Source organism: Clostridium sp. AF50-3 (assembly GCF_003477445.1).
Lineage (GTDB): Bacteria > Bacillota > Clostridia > Lachnospirales > Lachnospiraceae > Otoolea > Otoolea fessa.
This window is the reverse complement of record NZ_QUDH01000001.1, coordinates 15,845-34,266: the sequence shown is the minus strand read 5'-3', so window position 1 is coordinate 34,266 and position 18,422 is coordinate 15,845. Positions and strand designations below refer to the sequence as shown.

Annotated in this window: 12 protein-coding genes and 1 pseudogene; 5 read left to right on the top strand and 8 right to left on the bottom strand. The window is 48.3% G+C overall.

All coding sequences use genetic code 11. From position 1 onward, the window contains the following. Window positions 1-15: 15 nt before the first annotated feature. The 5 genes and pseudogenes from argB to DW085_RS00125 form a co-directional block, all read right to left on the bottom strand. Window positions 16-881, bottom strand: a pseudogene (argB, locus tag DW085_RS00145) (acetylglutamate kinase). Then, on the bottom strand, window positions 881-2,089 hold the full coding sequence (gene argJ, locus DW085_RS00140; protein WP_118490592.1) for a bifunctional ornithine acetyltransferase/N-acetylglutamate synthase: 1,209 nt from the start codon (window positions 2,087-2,089) through the stop codon (window positions 881-883). Before argJ ends, argB begins: the two are co-directional and overlap by 1 nt. 249 nt (window positions 2,090-2,338) lie before the next feature. Beyond that, the gene (argC, locus tag DW085_RS00135; protein WP_107000105.1) at window positions 2,339-3,277 is read right to left on the bottom strand and encodes an N-acetyl-gamma-glutamyl-phosphate reductase; all 939 of its coding nucleotides are present in this window, start codon (window positions 3,275-3,277) and stop codon (window positions 2,339-2,341) included. A 104-nt stretch (window positions 3,278-3,381) separates the two neighbouring features. Further along, window positions 3,382-4,770: an argininosuccinate lyase gene (gene argH, locus DW085_RS00130; protein ID WP_107000435.1), complete on the bottom strand. Its 1,389-nt coding sequence runs from the start codon at window positions 4,768-4,770 to the stop codon at window positions 3,382-3,384. Between the two features lie 128 nt (window positions 4,771-4,898). Then, on the bottom strand, window positions 4,899-6,149 hold the full coding sequence (locus DW085_RS00125; protein WP_118490590.1) for an argininosuccinate synthase: 1,251 nt from the start codon (window positions 6,147-6,149) through the stop codon (window positions 4,899-4,901). A gap of 400 nt (window positions 6,150-6,549) precedes the next feature. Between DW085_RS00125 and DW085_RS00120 the strand changes: the two genes are divergently transcribed. Together DW085_RS00120 and DW085_RS00115 are read left to right on the top strand one after the other, a co-directional pair. Continuing rightward, the gene (locus DW085_RS00120) at window positions 6,550-7,704 is read left to right on the top strand and encodes an NADP-dependent malic enzyme (RefSeq protein ID WP_118490588.1); all 1,155 of its coding nucleotides are present in this window, start codon (window positions 6,550-6,552) and stop codon (window positions 7,702-7,704) included. Window positions 7,705-7,791: 87 nt separating this feature from the next. Further along, window positions 7,792-8,331 carry a DUF4364 family protein gene (locus tag DW085_RS00115; protein ID WP_118490586.1) on the top strand — a complete coding sequence of 180 codons (540 nt, stop codon included), beginning with the start codon at window positions 7,792-7,794 and terminating at the stop codon, window positions 8,329-8,331. A gap of 203 nt (window positions 8,332-8,534) precedes the next feature. Here DW085_RS00115 and glmS read toward each other — a convergent pair whose 3' ends face one another. Next, entirely contained in the window at window positions 8,535-10,376 is a 1,842-nt protein-coding gene (gene glmS, locus DW085_RS00110; protein ID WP_107000109.1) for a glutamine--fructose-6-phosphate transaminase (isomerizing), read from the bottom strand. A 471-nt stretch (window positions 10,377-10,847) separates the two neighbouring features. Between glmS and DW085_RS00105 the strand changes: the two genes are divergently transcribed. Further along, on the top strand, window positions 10,848-11,753 hold the full coding sequence (locus DW085_RS00105; RefSeq protein WP_118490584.1) for a site-specific integrase: 906 nt from the start codon (window positions 10,848-10,850) through the stop codon (window positions 11,751-11,753). Here DW085_RS00105 and DW085_RS00100 read toward each other — a convergent pair. Then, on the bottom strand, window positions 11,689-13,230 hold the full coding sequence (locus DW085_RS00100; RefSeq protein WP_118490582.1) for a carboxypeptidase M32: 1,542 nt from the start codon (window positions 13,228-13,230) through the stop codon (window positions 11,689-11,691). The genes DW085_RS00105 and DW085_RS00100 overlap by 65 nt on opposite strands. A gap of 358 nt (window positions 13,231-13,588) precedes the next feature. Between DW085_RS00100 and DW085_RS00095 the strand changes: the two genes are divergently transcribed. Both DW085_RS00095 and DW085_RS00090 read left to right on the top strand, forming a co-directional pair. Then, window positions 13,589-14,041, top strand: a complete 453-nt coding sequence (locus DW085_RS00095) for an NUDIX hydrolase (RefSeq protein ID WP_022358438.1) — start codon at window positions 13,589-13,591, stop codon at window positions 14,039-14,041. Window positions 14,042-14,565: 524 nt separating this feature from the next. Beyond that, window positions 14,566-15,882, top strand: a complete 1,317-nt coding sequence (locus DW085_RS00090) for a 6-phosphofructokinase (RefSeq protein ID WP_118490580.1) — start codon at window positions 14,566-14,568, stop codon at window positions 15,880-15,882. Window positions 15,883-16,063: 181 nt separating this feature from the next. Here DW085_RS00090 and DW085_RS00085 read toward each other — a convergent pair whose 3' ends face one another. Further along, window positions 16,064-18,391 (bottom strand): SpoIID/LytB domain-containing protein, encoded by a 2,328-nt coding sequence (locus tag DW085_RS00085; protein ID WP_243033864.1) that lies wholly within the window; start codon window positions 18,389-18,391, stop codon window positions 16,064-16,066. Window positions 18,392-18,422 lie beyond the last annotated feature (31 nt).

Here is an 18,422-nt window from a genome sequence, read left to right as displayed (position 1 = left end):
TCTTTCAAACTTTGTTTACGAGAACATGGTTCCTACACCGTCATCGCTCAAAAGCTCGACCAGAATCGAGTGCGGCACACGACCATCCTGGATATTGGCACGTTCTACACCCTGGCGTACTGCCTCAACACAGCAGTCTACCTTCGGAATCATGCCGCCGGAGATCACACCCTCTTTGATAAGCGCCGGAACCTCAGAAACTTTCAGTCTCGGAATCAGTGTCGAATCGTCTTTCGGATCGCGCATCAGACCGCATACATCCGTCAGAAGAATCAGTTTTTTTGCTTTCAGTGCCACCGCCAGCTTCTCCGCTGCCGTATCTGCATTGATGTTATAGTTTGTCTCCTCGTCCATGCCTGCTGCCACGGAGGAAACAACCGGGATAAAGCCCTCATTTAAAACATCGAGAACGACTTTCTCATTGACTTCTTTAATATCTCCCACATAGCCGTATTCCGTTCCATCCGGATCGACTAACTGGATCGCCTTGAAGAGTCCGCCGTCCATGCCGCCCAGACCAACGGCATGTCCGCCTGCTTTCTCAAACAGGGAAACAAGGTTTTTGTTAACCTTGCCGCAGAGAATCATCTGGACAATATCCATCGTCTCGCGGTCTGTGTAGCGCAGACCTTTGACAAATTTAGACTCTTTTCCGGTTTTTTTGAGCATCTCCGAAATCTCCGGACCGCCGCCGTGTACCAGCACGACCTTGATTCCTACCAGATTTAAAAGGACGATATCCTCGATCACCGCCTGCTTTAAATCTTCATTAATCATGCGTTTCCGCCGTATTTTACAACGATAATTTTACCTGCATATTCCTGAATATAAGGCAGTGCCTCTACCAGGACTTCTGCGCTCATTTTTGATCCTGTTTTCATCACGTCCGATAATCTCCATTAATCTTCACATAATCATAGGTCAAATCGCATCCCCAGCAGGTAGCGCTTCCGCTGCCTTCCTGAAGCGTTACATTGATCTCCACTTCATCCTGGCTTAAGATTTTCTTTGCCAGATCTTCATCAAAATCAAGTCCTCTGCCGTCCTCACAGACCGCAATGCTGCCCTCTTTGGAAGCAAACTCGACTAACACTTTCTCCGTGTTAAACTCAGCTCCGGAATAGCCCATCGCGCAGAGAACGCGTCCCCAGTTCGCATCGGAACCGAACATTGCTGCTTTGGTCAGGGAAGAACCGGCGATGGATTTTGCCAGTACCTCGGCTGTCTCCTCGTCCTTCGCTCCCTTCACGGTACAGGTCATCAGCTTGCTTGCGCCCTCGCCGTCTGCCGCAATCTTACGAGCCAGATCCTGCATAACCGTCTGCAATGCCTCGCGGAATGCCTCGTATGCCGGATCTTCTGCAGTAATCTCCGCATTGCCAGCCATACCATTTGCCAGAACGGTACACATATCGTTGGTGGAAGTATCGCCGTCAACAGTCACACGGTTGAAGGTACGTTTTACATTGAATAACAGCGCCTTGCGGATCATCTCGCTGCTGACTGCACAATCGGTTGTGATGAAGCACAGCATCGTTCCCATATTCGGGTGAATCATGCCGGAACCCTTACAGATACCGCCGATGTGGCAGGTTGTTCCATCTACATCAAATTCAACAGCGATCGTCTTCACTTTTGTATCGGTCGTCATGATCGCTTCTGCAGCTACCAGGGAGTTGTCATATTTCATCTCCATCTCGCCTGCATGAGCCTCGATCGCCTCAACCGGAAGCGTCTGACCGATGACGCCGGTCGATGCTACGATTACATTTTCCTCCGAAACGCCCAGCGCTCGCGCGCCTGCCTTTGCCTGTCTTCTTGCATTCTCCATGCCAAACGGAGCGCACGCGTTCGCATTTCCGGAATTGACAATAACCGCCTGTGCCTTTCCGTCGGTCAGATGTTCCTTTGTCAGTAAAATCGGTGATGCCTTGACGCGGTTGGTCGTATAAACCGCCGATGCGTTGCAGACACAGTCCGAAAGGATCATCGCCAGATCCTTTTTTGTATGAGATTTGCGGATTCCACAGCGCATCGCGCCCGCTTTAAATCCTTTTGCAGCACAAACACCGCCTTCGATTATCTTCATATGACATTCCTCCTGTCATTTTTAATGTACTCTCGGAATCTTTCTGTGCTTGATTTTGTGAGATGTTTTTTTGTCAGTTGTGCCCAAATTTCTGAGGCGTACGCGGTGCGTACGTTGATGAAATTCGGGTGCGGCTGGCGGAAAATCAGCCACAAAAGCAAGTGCAGAAAGACTCCGAGAGTACATTTTTATATAACTTCGTCTCTATAGTCCCCCGCAGCTAATTTATGGTTTTATCTCTCAACCCCTCTATAGTGCCAGTCCAGCTGTCTCCTCAAATCCAAGCATCAGGTTCATGTTCTGAACGGCTGCGCCTGAAGCACCCTTTCCAAGATTATCAAAGAGCGCCGTCACCATGGTCTGTTCCCCGTGACCATTGACAATCAGCTCCAGACTGTCTCGGCCTGCCATATCTGCCGCCGCGATCATACCGTCATATCCAAACGGATGTACCTTAATGAGTTTCTGTCCGTCATACCAGCCAGCCAGCTTCTCGTAGATATCTTCCGCGGTCGGCTTCCCCGGAAGCAGACGGTTCTGAAGCTGAATCGTGACGGCCATTCCTTTATAGTAATCATCCACGATCGGACTGAATACCGGCGGGAAGTCCAGTCCGCAGATTTTCTGCATTTCCGGCAGATGTTTATGTTTCAGAGTCAGGCCATAGATACGGGGTGCAAAATAACTCTGCGGCTTCTCTGGGGATTCATACTCGGCAATCATCTTTTTGCCGCCGCCCGAATAGCCAGTCAGCGAAAATACCGTCATCGGATAATCCTTCGGAATCACGCCCTGTGCAACCAGCGGATACGTTGAAGTGATAAATCCGGTCGCATGACAGCCTGGATTCGCTACGCGGTTCGATTTCTGAATTGCCTCGCGATGTGCATTCGAAAGCTCTGCCATACCATACGTCCATCCGGCTGCCGTCCGGTGTGCGGTAGAGGCATCGATGATACGTGCCTTGGAACCTTCTGCCAGCGCAACCGCATCGATCGCCGCCATATCCGGCAGACACAAGAATACAATATCTGCTGCGTGAATCAGTTTCCGCCGTTCTTCACTGTCTTTCCGCTTTTCTTCATCAATCAGAAGCAGTTCGATATCCTCTCTCCCGGCCAGACGATCATAAATCTGCAGTCCGGTTGTTCCTTCTTTTCCGTCTATATAAATCTTCGGTTTCGCCATTGTTCGTCCCCCGTTTCCTATCCGTCTTTCTTATGTCACATTTCCAACGCCCGTCATTGCTTACGCAGCCATCACCATCCGCATCCGGCGCTGACCAGAATGCACTAAACCGTTTCGTGCTCGCTCACAAACTTCTCAATCACCAAAATCTGACGGGTTACTTCCTCCGGAGCCGGTCCACCAATCACCTTACGTCCACGTACACAGGTCTTTAAGTCTATCGCTTCATATACGTCATTCTCAAAGGCATCCGAATGCGTCTTGTACTCTTCCAGAGTCAGATCGGCTAAAGACTTGTCCTCACGTACACACTGTGCAACCAGCTGTCCGACTGTCTTGTATGCATCACGGAACGGCATTCCCTTCTTGGTCAGGTAATCTGCACAGTCCGTTGCATTGATAAAGCCCTTCAGAGCGGCTTTCTTCATATTGTCTTTCAGAATCTGCATCGTGGAGAACATCGGTGTCAGCACACGCAGGCACTGTTTTACGGTGTCAATCGCATCAAAGACAGCCTCTTTGTCTTCCTGCATATCTTTGTTGTATGCCAGCGGAATGCCCTTTAACATTGTAAGAAGAGTAAATAAATCGCCGTAGACACGTCCTGTCTTGCCGCGGACCAGCTCGCATACATCCGGATTTTTCTTCTGGGGCATAATGGAAGAACCGGTGGAGAATGCATCATCCAGCTCTACAAACTTGAACTCCCAGGAGCACCAGGAAATAATTTCCTCAGAGAAACGGGACAGATGCATCATCAGGATGGATAAAGCGGCTGTCAGCTCCACGCAGTAATCGCGGTCAGAAACACCATCCAGGGAGTTGTTGGTCACTCTGGCAAAACCAAGCTGCTGGCGTACAAAATCACGGTCAATCGGATATGTGGTGGAAGCCAGTGCGCCTGAGCCGAGCGGCATATCATCCATGCCCTCTAAGCAGTTTTCCAGACGGATCACATCGCGGCGCATCATATTGGCGTATGCCATCATATAATGTCCAAATGTAACCGGCTGTGCCCGCTGCAGGTGCGTATACCCCGGCATAACAGTCTCCAGATTATTTTTCGCGCTCTCACAGAGTGCTTCCATGAAATCGATGATTTCTTTCTTGATTGCCACGATCTCTTTCTTCACGTAAAGACGCATATCCAGTGCAACCTGATCATTTCTGGATCTCGCCGTATGAAGACGTTTTCCGGCATCGCCGATGCGCTCGGTCAGAATCTGCTCTACATTCATATGAATATCCTCATAATCCTGTGAGAAATGAATCTTGCCTGCCTCGATATCCGCTAAGATACCTTTCAGTCCTTCGATAATCTTGTCTGATTCTTCCTTCGCAATGATGCCCTGCTTGCCCAGCATAGCCGCATGGGCCATGGAGCCTGTGATATCTTCCTTATAAAGACGACAGTCAAAGGAAATCGATGAGTTAAAATCATTCACCTCCAGATCCGTCTCTTTTCCGAATCGTCCTGCCCATAACTTTGCCATAAGTGTAAACTCCTTTTTATTCTCTGATTTAGAACCAATGCGACCATTGGAACCGGCAGATACCGGAAAACCAATGGTCACCATCGGCTGCGGCTTGTCGCCTGCAGATTATTTATTATTTTCCTAAATTACTCTACGCCTGGAAAATGCTCGCCGGTCTTTGCTGCCAGAACTTCGTCGTTCAGGGCGCGAACCTTGATCGGAAGTCCAAACAGGTTGATGAATCCAGCGGAATCTGCCTGATCGTAGCAGTCATCCTCATCGAAGGTAGCCATACCTGCGGAATACAGGGTGTATGGAGATGTAACAGATGCCGGAATAATGTTGCCCTTGTAGAGTTTCAGTTTTACATCACCGGTTACGGTCTCCTGTGTGGAATCAACAAATGCGCTCATCGCCTTGCGAAGCGGTGTGTACCACTGACCGTTGTATACTAACTCAGCGAACTTGAGAGCCAGCTGCTGTTTGTAGTGCTGTGTCTCTTTGTCCAGAGTGATTTCTTCCAGTTTCTCATGTGCCTTGTAAAGAATAGCTCCGCCAGGAGTCTCATAAACACCGCGGCTCTTCATGCCAACCAGACGGTTCTCTACGATATCCAGCAGACCACAGCCATTCTCACCGCCTAATTTGTTCAGAGTCTCGATTACCTTCTCTGCATCCATCTCCTCGCCATTTACACTGGTCGGAACACCCTTCTCGAAGTGGATGGTTACATAAGCAGCTTTATCCGGTGCATTCTCCGGAGATACGCCCAACTCAAGGAATCCAGGTTTGTTGATCGGAGCCTCGTTTGCCGGATCCTCCAGATCCAGACCCTCATGGGACAAATGCCACAGGTTCTTATCCTTTGAGTAGTTGGTCTCTTTCGTAATCTTTAACGGAATGTTGTGAGCCTCTGCGTACTCGATCTCTTTTTCACGGGAATTCAGTTCCCAGAAACGCCACGGAGCGATAACATCCATCTGCGGAGCAAATGCCTTGATAGCCAGTTCGAAACGAACCTGATCGTTTCCTTTACCGGTACAGCCGTGGCAGATAGCGTCTGCGCCCTCTTTCTTCGCAATTTCAACGATTCTCTTAGCGATAATCGGACGAGCGAAGGAAGTACCTAACAGGTAATGCTCATAAGTAGCGCCAGCCTTCATGGTCGGGATGATGTACTCATCTACGAACTCTTTCTTCAGATCCTCGATGTACAGCTTGGAAGCACCTGTCTTTAATGCCTTCTCTTCCAGACCATCCAGCTCCGCACCCTGACCTACGTCAGCGGAAACTGCGATAACCTCACAGCCATAGTTTTCTTTCAGCCACGGGATTAAAACCGATGTGTCCAGACCGCCTGAATATGCAAGAACAATTTTATTATATTTCTTAGCCATTTTTCATTTCCTCCAATCATTTGCCTGCGTGATGCTTTTTTCTTTGTCCATCCAGTCAACTAAGACCGGCAGATTTATATGCCTCACGTGAAATTACCCAGATTATACCTCCTTGATCCTAATTATGCAATACTTTTTTTGCATTTTTATGAATAATTTTTGTATAAAAACGTGTTTTATGCATTTTTCATGTGTTTTATGCATAAAAATAACATTTACGAACTTCATTTATATGCTATGCTACATGATAGGTATAAGTATTATAAATAAGTGGTACTGTGTGTGTACAGTAACATGGTACTGCCCTTCCTGCATTCTAAAATATGCATCTTGATTTAAAATGTCAAAATTGCTATTATAATGTAAGAATAAAATGAAAGCATTCGAAAGGATAAAAACCATGACGATCAATGAAAAAGCACTCGAACTTCATGAAAAATGGAACGGCAAGCTCGATACCGTCTCCAAAGTACAGGTAAAAACCAGAGAGGATCTGGCTCTGGCATACACACCGGGCGTTGCAGAACCATGTAAGGTAATTGCAAAAGATCCGGAAGCTGCATACCGCTACACCATCAAGTCCAACACTGTAGCCGTTGTCTCCGACGGAAGCGCCGTTCTGGGACTTGGCAATATCGGACCGTTAGCAGCTATGCCGGTTATGGAAGGAAAAGCCGTTCTGTTTAAAGAGTTCGGCGGCATCAATGCATTCCCGATCTGCCTCGACACACAGGACACCGAGGAGATCATCGAGACAGTTGTCCGCATTGCCCCGGCATTCGGCGGTATCAACCTGGAGGACATCTCCGCACCGCGCTGCTTTGAGATCGAGGAACGTTTAAAGAAACTGTTAAACATTCCGGTTTTCCACGATGATCAGCACGGAACCGCCATCGTCGTACTGGCAGGCATCATCAACGCCCTGAAAGTAACCGGCAAGAAGAAGGAAGACTGCCGCGTCGTTGTCAACGGCGCCGGAAGCGCAGGCGTTGCCATTACCAAACTGCTCTTAAACTACGGATTCCCGCATATCACCATGTGTGATAAGACCGGTATGCTCTGCAAGGGCATGGAAGGGCTTAACTGGATGCAGGAAAAGATGGTCGAAGTTACCAACTTAGAGCACAAGACGGGCACACTTGCCGATGCATTAAAAGGCGCTGACATCTTCGTAGGCGTGTCTGCTCCGGGCATCGTTTCCCAGGAGATGGTTGCTTCCATGAATAAGGATTCCATTCTCTTCGCAATGGCAAACCCGGTACCGGAGATCATGCCGGATCTGGCAAAAGCTGCTGGTGCAAGAGTCGTAGGAACCGGACGTTCCGATTTCCCGAACCAGGTCAACAACGTTCTCATCTTCCCAGGCATCTTCCGCGGCGCTCTGGAAGGACGCGCAACCGCTATCACCGAAGAAATGAAACTGGCTGCTGCCAACGCAATTGCTGCTCTGGTTGATGACAGCGAATTGAGCGACGAGAACATTCTTCCGGCAGCATTTGATCCGCGTGTAGCTGACGCTGTTTCCAAGGCTGTGAAGGAACACATTAAGAAATAAACGTAACAATTCAAGCGATTCTCGCATTTACCGTAAGAACCGCACAAAATTTGCACAGTTACGAAATAATAATAAAGGAGTTTTTCCATGCTGGCTGAACCGATGACACTTTACAAACTGATGAATCTCTATATGCTGCACCAGGTCAATTTTCCGCTGACCAACGCGCAGCTCTCCAATTTTTTCCTGGATCGTGAGTACACCACGTATTTCACACTCCAGAAGGCCTTGAACGAGCTTCTGGATGCAGGTCTGGTAAAAAAGGAGACGATGCGGAACAGCTCCCGCTATGAGATCACTAAGGAGGGCGAGGAAACGCTGGAATTTTTCGGCAAAAACATCTCTCCTGCCATCGTCAGCGACATGGATGAATACCTGAAACAGAACCGCTTCCGCATGCGAAACGAGGTAGGACTGATCTCCGATTTCTATAAATCGACCAATCAGGACTACATCGTTCACTGCGAGGTGCGGGAAGGAAAAGCCGTTCTTGTCAATCTCGATATCTCCGTTCCGGATAAGGAGCAGGCGGAAATCATGTGCAATCACTGGAAGGATCGAAGCCAAGAGATTTATGCTTATGTGATGAAATCTTTGATGAGTGAGCATGGGGTGGAGAAAAAATAAAGACGATAAAAAATCGCATACGAGACGAAAAAGAGAGTCCTCCGCGTGATTGCAAAATCACACGGAGGACTCTCTTTTTCTGTTTAGTTTCAAGCAAAAAACAAGGTCTGCGTCTGACATTTTATGCCTTTTTGCAAACCTTGTCTTTTCTTTCCATTTATATTACTTTTTCTAGATCTATAACAACACCATAAAAAGCTCTATTACTCTACCGTAACACTCTTCGCCAGGTTTCTAGGCTTATCTACATCCAGTCCCTTCGATACACTTACATAATATCCCAGCAGCTGCAGCGGCACAACCGCTAAGCTCGGTGTGAAGTGCTCGTCAGTCTTCGGTATATAGACTGCGAAATCGACGGTGTCTTCAATATTGTAGTTGCCTGCAGTTGTGAGTCCCATGAGGTAGGCGCCGCGGCATTTTACTTCTACCATGTTGCTGATCATCTTCTCATACAGGGCTTCCTGGGTCAGGATGCTGACTACGAGGATACCATCCTCAATCAGGCTGATGGTTCCGTGTTTTAATTCTCCGGCTGCATACGCTTCGGAATGGATGTAGCTGATCTCTTTTAATTTCAGGCTGCCTTCCATGCTGACTGCGTAGTCGATGCCGCGGCCGATGAAGAACACGTCTTTTGCATTGGCATATTTCGCTGCGAACCACTGGATGCGTTCTTTGTCATCTTCGAGCAGCTTCGCGATCTGATCCGGCAGTTCCTGCAGGGCTGCAAGGAGTTCTTCATATTTTTCTTCTGTGATCGTACCGCGCACATGGGCAAACTGCACGCCCAGAAGATATCCGGCAACCAGCTGTGTGCTATATGCCTTGGTGGTCGCCACCGCAATCTCCGGACCTGCCAATGTGTAGAAAATATGATCTGCCTCACGCGCAATCGTGGAACCTACTACATTGACAATCGCCATCGTAGGAACGCCCTGGCTCTTTGCCAGACGCAGGGCTGCCAGGCTGTCGGCTGTCTCGCCCGACTGGCTGATGATGATAACCAGACTGTTCTCTTCCAGAATCGGGTTCCGGTAACGGAACTCGGAAGCCAGCTCGACGCGGACCGGAATACGCGCCAGATCTTCGATCACATACTGCGCTGCCACGCCTGCATGGTAAGCAGAACCACACGCTACGATATAAATACGCTTTAACGAACGAATGACATCATCGGAAAGTCCCGCCTCGGTCAGGTCAATATGACCATCGCGAATGACTGAATTTAATGTATCCCGAACCGCACGCGGCTGTTCATGGATCTCCTTAATCATGAAATGCTCATAACCTCCCTTTTCAGCAGCTTCTGCATCCCACTCAATCGTCACAAGTTCTTTCTGAATCTCTTCCTGATCAATATTATAGAAAGTAACCTCTCCCTTATGTAAGCGTCCCAATTCCTGATTGCCGATATAGTATACCTTGCGGGTATATGGAAGCAGGGGCGGAACATCCGACGCGATAAAGGATTCACCCTCGCCTACTCCGATGATCATCGGGTTATCCTGACGGGCTACAAAGATCTCCTCCGGATAATCCTTAAACATAACCGCCAGTGCATACGTGCCACGGATACGCATCATCGCACGCGCCATCGCATCGAGCGGTCCCTCGTTGTATTTCTTATAATAATGATCGATCAGCTTTACAGCCACCTCTGTATCAGTATCTGAATAAAACGTATATCCATTTTTAATCAGTTTTTCGCGAATTTCCTGATAGTTTTCGATAATACCATTGTGAACCGCTACCACGCTGCGGTCATCCGTGCAGTGCGGATGTGCATTGTTCTCAGACGGCTCCCCGTGTGTCGCCCAGCGGGTATGACCGATACCGCAGTTGCCCCGCATTGCGCGTCCATTGTCTGTTTTCTCTGCCAGCGCGCGCAGACGTCCCTTCGCCTTTACAACCTCCGGTACACGTTCTCCGTCTCTGACTGCCAGACCTGCTGAATCGTATCCACGATATTCAAGCTTCTCCAGACCCGCTAATAAGATCGGAGCCGCCTGCTGGTCTCCTGTATATCCTACGATACCACACATACAATTATTCCTCCTTTTTCCAACCAGGCGAGCCGCTGCCATCATACCGCCTCAGACACTCCCGCCTTCGTATCTCTATCTCAAGAATATGATAAATCTATTGATTCTTCAAAATAGAATCTTCTATAAAATATGTCGTTTATCCCTAAATAGCGCCTGACCGGCACCTTCGATATAGACTTTCTTCTCAGTCATGTACATATTCTGTCTCATTATACCAAAAAAGAATCTTCTTGTCAGCATTTGCTGTAATATTTTCGTCAGTCATCATATAGACACATCTCATTTTAAAACCCTCCGCTATAAGCAGTCACATATTTCTTCTGCATATCTGCCTGTAAAATAACGATTGTCCACGACAACTATTTTTTATACAGGAGGTTTCATCATGAAAAACGAAACAATGTACTTTAACGATCTTCTTTCCATCTGGCTGGAAAAGCAGAAACAGGCGCGAGCCTGTCTACCTATGTGAAATACCGGCATCTGGCAGACCGTTATATCTCCCCTTATTTTAGATCCATCCAGCTTTCAAAGGTCGATCTGCCTATGCTTCAGACATTCCGCAATTCCCTTTTATCCCCGGATTCCCTGCATCCGCTTGGGAACGGAACTATCCGCTGTATTCTTCTGCTCGTCAACTCCATTCTGCGTCTTTCCTATGAAACCGGGCAGACAAACGGCATTCTCTATCTCCCGCCCCGTCTTCCAAAAAAGCGCCCTGAAGTACCTGTTTTTACCCTTCAGGAACAGGAACAGCTCGAACACTATCTAACTGCCCATACAGGAGTCTCCGAAGCCGTCATCTATCTGGGACTCTATACAGGGCTGCGGGTTGGAGAACTCTGCGCCCTGCGTTGGGAAAATATTCATTTTTCCGATCGCTATCTCCATGTCCGACACACGGTGCAGCGCCTGACGCGCCTTGACACAACCCATAAATCAGAACTCATTTTATCCGGTCCCAAAAGCATCTCCTCCAACCGTTTGGTTCCCCTGCCCGCTTTCCTTCTGCCGATCCTACAGCCATATTCTCATCCGGAACACCCGGATTATTTTCTGCTGTCACAATCTGCCAGCTCCCCGATGGATCCGCGAACCTTCCAGAATCACTACCAGCGCATTCTATCACAAGCCGGACTGCGCTATCTGAATTTTCATGCAATCCGGCACACGTTTGCCACCCGCTGTATCACAAATGGCATGGATCCCAAAACGCTCAGCGAAATTCTGGGACACTCCGATTTGAAAGTCACGCTTGAATACTATTTTCATTCCTCTCTGGAATTCAAGAAAGAACAGATCGACCGCCTTACTGCTCTTTTTCCGGCCGTCCATACTTCTCTTCCAGATATGCCACATAATATGACGGATTAAAATCTTCCCCCGTCATATCGCGCAGGATCTGACGGCTGTCCTTCAATTTGCCATACTGGTGAATATTTTTCCGCAGATATTCGCGGATTTCTCCCAGGTTTCCAGCCTCCAGTAGTTTTTCTACCGGCAATTTCTTCTTCATCTGGTGATAAATCTGCGCGCCAAAGGCATTTCCTAATGCATAGGACGGAAAATAGCCGATCGATCCCTGTGACCAGTGAATATCCTGCAGTACGCCCTCCCGATCCGTGGACGGGCGTACTCCCAGGTATTCTTCATACTTATCATTCCAGATCTGCGGCAGTTTCTCCACCTCCAGATCCTCCTCAATCAGCATTTTCTCAATTTCATAGCGCACCAGCACATGCAGCGGATAAGAAAGCTCATCCGCTTCCGTCCGGATCAGCCCCCGAACGGTTCTATTAACCGCCGCCAGAAAATCCTCCAGACTCGTCTCCGTCAGCGGGCTTCCAAACATCTGCGCCACTTTTCCATAAATCGGTTTCCAGAATGCATGGCTGCGCCCCACGATATTTTCAAAGAAACGGGACTGGCATTCATGCATTCCCATCGAAGTTCCCTGCCCCACCAGCGTCTGTGTCAGGTCATCCCGGATGCCAAATTCATAGATAGCATGTCCCGTCTCATGCAGCACGGAAAAAATCGAAGAATCAATCCGTTTCTGATAATGCGTCGTGATCCGTACATCATGATTGTGCAGATTCGTCGTAAACGGATGGGCGCTGAGTGCCAGTACTCCCCGGTCAAAATCAAAGCCCTCATACTCTGCTAGGAAACGCGCCGCCTCTGCCTGCGCCGCCTCCGGATAATCTGCGGATAAAAAGGCGTCCGGAACCGTCTTCGAGCGCTCTGCCGATTCTTTCAAAAGCGGCACGATTTTCCCTTTCATCAGCTCAAAAAATGGATCTAACATCTCCATATTAAAACCTTTTTCGTAGGTATCCAGCATCACATCGTAAAGCTTCTGTCCCGGCTTTGCCCGGTACGCCGCAAATTTCTTCTGATAGGAAATAATCTCCTTCAAAACAGGGGCAAATGAAGCAAAATCATTTTTCTCTCGCGCACGCGTCCAGATTCCCGTCGCACGCGCCGTAAGTTCTGCATACGCACGGTATTCCTCCGGCGGAATGCAGGAAAGCCGCTCCTGCTCCTCGGCTGCTTCCCGGAGAATTGCCGACTGCACCTCATCAAATACGCCCGCATTCTCTTTTTCTGCTTTCTGGCAGGCATCCAGCAGCTCCTTAAAACGCATTGACGCCAGAATCTCCTGATACTGCTCCGAAAGTGAACCTATCACCCGCGCGGTATGCTCCGCTGCACCCTTCGGTGCCAGCGTCTCATCATCCCACTCAAACAAAACCATCGACGTCTGAAGCGCCATCGCCCGCTCCAAAAGAGACTGCAGCTCCTCAAACTGTTTTTTTACATTCTGATTCTTCTGTTCTGTCTGTGCCATTTTCCTGCCTCCTGTCTTTTTTTCGTAATTCTATCATCCAAATTCTGTGTATTTTTTAGGTTCCGCTGCACATATGCCTGCATTCTTTTGTAATATGAGCCATTTCCATCTTCATCATACCAGATTTTCTTTCTTCTGTTTCTTATATCTTTCTTATGATTTTTTACAGTTCACACATTGTGCAAACTGTAACAGGATTTTCTCATGATGCCTTATGTGACTTTCCAATCTTGCATAATCATGCAAAACGCGGTATACTAAAACCAGTATAAATCATATGCATAAAGCTGGTTCCCGGCACACGGATATACGCCACGAATCAACTTCCATGCACACACCAGGACAGGAGGGATTGCAGATGATCGAAGCAACGAGCTGCGGCGGTGTGGTTATATTTCGGGGAAAATTACTCGTTCTTTACAAAAACTACCGGAACAAATACGAAGGCTGGGTTCTTCCCAAAGGAACCGTAGAACCGGGCGAAGACTTCAAGCAGACCGCCCTCCGGGAGGTTCATGAGGAGACTGGCGTCGCCGCCTCCATCATCAAGTACATTGGCAAAAGCCAGTACACCTTCAACACCCCTCAGGATACCATCGAAAAGACCGTGCACTGGTATCTGATGATGGCGGACAGCTACTACAGCAAGCCGCAGCGCGAAGAATACTTCGTCGATTCCGGCTACTACAAATTTTACGAAGCCTACCACCTTCTGAAATTTTCCAACGAAAAACAGATCCTGGAAAAAGCCTACAATGAGTATCTGGATCTGAAAAAGGCAAATTTGTGGGGGAATCGGAAATACTTTTAATCACAAGAACAAAGAGGCTGTTGCAAAATCATTATCAAAAATAGATGATTGAGCGGCAGCTTCCATTTCTCTGCAAGCTAATCTGGGTTAAAATTCGCGGTTTTCCTGTTAAAAAAGGCTTTTCGGTAATTTCCTATGAAACAAAAAACACCCCGTCCGCTGCACAAAGCCAACGAACAGGGTATTAAAAAGGGGAGGATAAGTATTCAAAAATTTCTCTTTTGTGATACTAACAGTATGACCCGTTTCTGCTATTCTATACATCAATCTCCTAATTTTTATAAGCCCTTTATCTACTTCCCGAGTATCCGCTTTTCATATTATTTATCATATATGCCTTTTTCTCTTGCTTTCTTCCTCTCTTTCCGCTACAATAGATACGTTTTGAGTTGTACTTTTTAATTTATTTTTACCTCTATGAAAAATACAACTCCAGCAAATCATTTTATGTACATTTTTATATTGATCTAAAACTTTTTATACCATAAACCTTGTACTTACCTCACAAAAAGGAGATTTACCTTATGAACAAGAAAAACATCTTAGTCGGACAGTCCGGCGGACCGACCGCGGTTATCAACGGGAGCCTTTACGGCGTTATCTGCGAAGGTGCGCGCCACAGCGATGCTGTTGGCTGCGTCTACGGTATGATCAATGGAATCGAGGGCTTTCTCGCGGATTCTTATATGAACCTTTCAGAAACACTCTCCGATGACGATCTGGAACTTCTTCGCCTGACTCCGGCGGCGTATCTGGGTTCCTGCCGTTTTAAACTCCCTGAGAACCTCTCCGACAGCTTCTACCGCGTCCTCTTTGAAAAACTGGAGCGGCTGGACATCGGCTATTTCTTTTACATCGGCGGCAACGACTCGATGGACACCGTCAGCAAGCTTTCCCGCTATGCGGCGCAGATCAAAAGCCCGATCCGCTTTATCGGCATTCCCAAGACGATCGACAACGATCTCGTCCTGACCGATCACACGCCGGGATACGGCAGCGCTGCCCGCTATGTCGCTGCATCCGTCCGTGAAATTGCGCTGGACGCCTCTGTCTATCAGCAGAAATCGGTCACCATCGTTGAGATCATGGGACGCCATGCCGGATGGCTGACGGCTGCCTCTGCCTTAGCACGCAAGGAAGCCGGTGACAATCCGCTCTTAATCTATCTGCCGGAAGCTCCATTTGAGCTGGCACAATTTAATGACGACTTAAAGAAAGCGTTTGAAAAGACAGCGAATGTCATCGTCTGCGTCTCCGAGGGCATCCGCGACCACGGCGGTCGTTTTATCTGCGAATATTCAACCGAAGCCCAGGTCGACACCTTCGGTCACAAAATGTTAGCCGGATGCGGAAAAATTCTGGAAAATTATGTCCGCAACCAGTTCGGCGTCAAGGTCCGCTCGGTCGAGCTCAACGTCAACCAGCGCTGCTCCGGTCTCACCGTTTCCGGTACTGATTTAAACGAGGCTGAAATGGCAGGTCGTTTCGGCGTCCAGGCAGCCCTGGACGGTCACACTGGACAGATGGTCGCATTTGAGCGTGAGACTGATACAGCTGCTTCTGAACCTGTTCATGCAGCTGCTGCCGTTTCAAACGCTGCAGACTTAGGCGCAGCATCCGCTTCATGCGTAAAACATCGTAACACTGTATATAAAATTCATCCAGTTCTCAAGGATGTCAATCTGATCTGCAATCAGGAAAAGAAAGTACCTGCTGAGTGGATCACGAAAAACGGTACCGATGTCAGCGATGATTTCCTGGCTTACTCGCAGCCGCTGATCCAAGGGGACGTTTCCCATATTATGGAAAACGGACTTCCAAAATATTTGTACCGCAAATAGTCCGTCACACAGTATAACTGCTTCATCCTTGAAATCCATACAAGCAACAGAAAAAGAGACGCTTCTTTCATTTTACGAATGCGTCTCTTTTCTACTTAATAATACATAATACCTGAATTTTTTCTAATTTACCCCAATCACACACTCTTATCATTTGGGGAGGAATCCTGACCGTGCCCTTTCAGCGCAGCCATCTTCTAAATCTAATCTTCCTCACAATCCCGATTTCAACCCCATCATAAAAGAACATCAGAATCTCTTCATAATTCTTGCCTTCGCGCGCCATCTCCTGTGCGCCGTTCTGGCTCATGCCGACTCCGTGACCGTAGCCGCCGCCCCAGATGGTAAATGTGCGGATGTCTTTTTCCTCATCCCTGGCAGTTTCATCCACCGAGAAAAAGGCACTCGGTAGCGTACTCCATCCTGTCAGTTCGGTTCCGTCATTTTTCTTATAAACGAGTGATTCCGAGCCGAGGACACTCCGGATCTGACTCTGACCTTTCAGTGTCTTGCTTCCCTCGCTTCCGACGATCTGCACCGTCTGGGCGATGCCACCCGTACCGCGGGAAGTCACAAAAATACCCTGAATCTCGCCGATGGTATCTACCTTCTGCTGCAGCTTCTTATTCGTGATCGTTGTTTTCCAGCGGTACATCGGGAACGAGGAATCATAATTCTGCTCACCCTGTCCCTGGATAAACTTGAGAAATGTGTCGTTGTCCGTCAAATCCGGAATCTTCTTCTTTTCCGTCAAACCGATCCCTTTCAGATACGGAACCTCGTCTTTGCTGGCGCCCCAGATCGTTCCATCGGTAGAATATCCGCAGGAAGTTGAAAAATAATACGTTTCCGCCGGGGTATCGTTGTAATATACAATCTTCCCGTCCGTCTCCTTGACTGCCAGATTCGTCCGCTCACTGCTCTCTGTATTATTGTACACCTGATAGTTCGTGCTGTCATCAACGTGTGCGCCGTAACGGCTGTATGCATTCGCCTTGATCTGCCGGTAGGCATACGTCCGTGCGCAAACTGCCTGCGCCTTGAGCGCCTCCAGCTCATAATTAGATGGCATCTCGCTCGGCACTACGCGTGTCAGGTAATCTTCGACGTCCAGCTCATTGATCAGAAGCAGCCCATCCGACTCCTCGCTCAACTCGAAGCTGCCGAAATACGACGGCGTTCCCTGCGCCCGCTTGGTACTCAGGATGCGGATCTCCTTCTGCGGGTCTTCCAGCGTGATCGTCATGCGCCCTTCTTTCAGACGGTCATCGCCAGGACTCACGGACAATTTCGTTCCCGGGCTCAAAGTCTCCTCTGATTCGCCCCAGGTCACATGCATCGTGCTGTCCGACTGGAGTACCACCTTCGTGTGAAACAAGGAGGAATAATCATCATTCATGATCAGCACGCGGATGTTCGTCGCTGAAAAATCATGATTTAAGAGTGCTGCGCAAACCTTTTTGCCAGCCACGACAAATTTTCCCAGATCATAGCCGACCAGCACATCCCGCTTTTTCTGCTCCTTGACGACTCCATATGTTTTATATACTTTAAAATCATCGTCCAGTTTCAGCGTTCCGTACCCGTCAATCTCGATCGTATCATCCTTGACCGAGAGTACCTTTCCTTCGATCATATCTTCCTTGAGCGACAGCTTGCGGATCTTGCCCTTATCCAGCTCGACATCCGCCAGCACGCCATCGGTACGATCCTTGAGCTTTTCTTCCTCTGGAAATGTCCGGACGATCGTGCCAATATACACATCCATCCCACCCGATTCTCCCGGAACGATCCAGACATTCTTATATGTAACTTTTTCAGACTGTACGCCGCACAGCGTGATGATCGAACCATCACGCTCATAGACCTCGATCTTCCGATCGATGCAGGCATCCAGCGACACGCCCTCAAAATTCATCGTTCCCTGATCCGTATATGCCGTCCATGCCGCTGCTTCCTTCACATTTTTCGGTGTTCCATAAAGCACCAGCTTCTGTTTTTTGACCGCGTTTTCCGAATCTGCCTTTTTTAAGAATGACTCATAAAACCGCCACCATTCTTCCTTCGGCATTGCCTTTTTATATTTATTTTTAGATACATTCAGGGCGCTCGAAAGCCCTTTTGAAACGCGATCTGCCGCATATGCCGCTTCGCCATAGGTCAGTGCGCCCATCGCGTAGCTTTTACTTATCTTCTCGTCTCCCGGCTCCAGATAGCCTTCCTCAATCATATAGTCAATATATTTGGCATACCATTCATCCTGATCCGGCGTTCCAAAATGGCTTCCGTGTTCTCCCTGCGACGCAACGATGTCGTCCCGGTCTGCAAATGATAACGCCATAGCTTTCGATGCCATGGCGCGTGAAATATCATTATCCGAGTGATCCAAAAATACAATTGCAAAGAGCAGGAGTGCCAGAAAAGCCGGAATCGCCACTGCCCAGTAAACCAGCTTTTTAGGTTTCAGAGACTGTACTGCCTTTCGCGATCTGCCTGTTTTCTTTTCCATATTTCTCCAGCCGCCTTTATTTTTTAACTGT